Genomic DNA, 1647 nt, shown 5'->3' with positions numbered 1-1647 from the left:
TAAAATTTCAAATMTGAARCTTATTACTTTGATAGTGTCAAGATATTGTAGGTTAATTTTTATAGACAACCCCTTAAATTAGCTAGTTTCAAGGCGTTTGTTAAATTTAAAAAACTTAAATTATATTTTCATATTTTATTGATTTTAATATCCTGTAAATTGGCGTTACTTTCCCTATGTTCAATATCGTTATATTATTCATAACTTCACGTGAAGATTTATTTATCTTTCTTATCGCTTCTTTTATTTTCTTCTTACTTACCTTGAAGGCTTTTTCATCTTCCTTAAACACACTTATTTCCCTTAAATTTCCTCCATTCTTGCTAAATACCCTTAGCTTTGCCATTATCTTTAATCCTTCCTTGCTCCATCCTAATGGCCTGCTGCTTAATCTCGCCGATAATACATGGCTTACATGCCCTTCTGCGCTGCATCCTATTACATCATCGTCATCTTTATATATTTCTATCCCTTCCCAGTTGTTTAATATATACCTTCTTACTTCTTTTATCCTTTCTTTTTCTGTATTAGTTTCTGCTTTACTTGCAAGCTCCTTAAATATTTCCCTTAAACCCTTCTTATCTCCTTCATTTATGGCTTTCCATATCTTTTCCCTATATTCTTCTCTCTTTGCTGTCCCTCTTATTATGTATTTGTTTAAATGATATCTGTCTAATACAAATTTCGCTTTTGGAATCCACTCTATCCCTTCCTTTATCCATCTTGCCCCATCCCCTGCTATATATATCTTTTCTATGCTCTCTATTTCATAATTCTCATACACATAATTCGCTACATCTATCCATATTTCTTCTGCTTCTACTCCTACGTATGCTTTGTAATATACATTTTTTAATTCATTCCTTCCATTCCTCTCTTGCCTTCCTTCATGAACATAGACAAGCCTTGGCATCTCCTTTTTGCCATTCTGCAGTGCAACATGATCTTCATCCGCTTCTATGTATAATACCCTTACCTTCCTTTTTTCTTTTACTTCTCTCTTTACCTCTACTTCCCCTACCTGCCTTATTGCATTAAATACCGTTTGCCTACTTAGCTTCTCTTTGCATGTTACCTTGCTACTTTCTTCGTAGGACATGTTGATTGCATTCTCTACAAGCCTTATCTTTACTTCTTTATCCACCTTCTCATGTTTCCTTATACCTATAACATCATCAAGTAAATATCTATATTCTCCGCTCTTTCTTGATTTGTAGTATGTTCTTGAATATTCTATTCCTCCTAGGAGCGTAATAATACTTTTCTTGTCTTTTCTTTCAACTATCCATTCCTTTTTTCTCTTATCATCTTCTTTAATCGCTTTATCTAATTCTTCTAAAAAGTCTTTTATTATATTCCTTCCAAGTTCATCAGTCGATTCTTTAACTACCTCAACAAGTTTTGTAAAATCCCATTCTTTTGACAGCATTTCTTCTACATTTTTTATTAATTTAGTAGTGAAATTTATTAAATGTTGTTGTATAATATCATGTTGTATAATATTATTCAAAAGAGACACCCCCTTATTGATTTGTGTTTTTTCCACTTTTTATTTTACCACAGGGGTTGTCTCTTTTAAATTTTTTGTCCTTTTTCGTCCTACAATAATTTTACACTATGATATTATTTAAATTGKAMATGCAATGC

General features: G+C 31.8%; 1 protein-coding gene. It reads right to left on the bottom strand.

Features of this window, described 5'->3' with window-relative positions:
- Nucleotides 1-115: 115 nt before the first annotated feature.
- On the bottom strand, nt 116-1531 hold the full coding sequence (locus Q3V94_RS13580; RefSeq protein ID WP_202801031.1) for an ISLre2 family transposase: 1416 nt from the start codon (nt 1529-1531) through the stop codon (nt 116-118).
- Nucleotides 1532-1647 lie beyond the last annotated feature (116 nt).

This window comes from Caloramator sp. CAR-1 (assembly GCF_030546345.1).
Classification (GTDB): Bacteria; Bacillota; Clostridia; order Clostridiales; family Caloramatoraceae; genus Caloramator; species Caloramator australicus.
The sequence above is the reverse complement of the archived record's forward strand: the minus strand, read 5'-3'. Positions and strand labels throughout refer to the sequence as shown.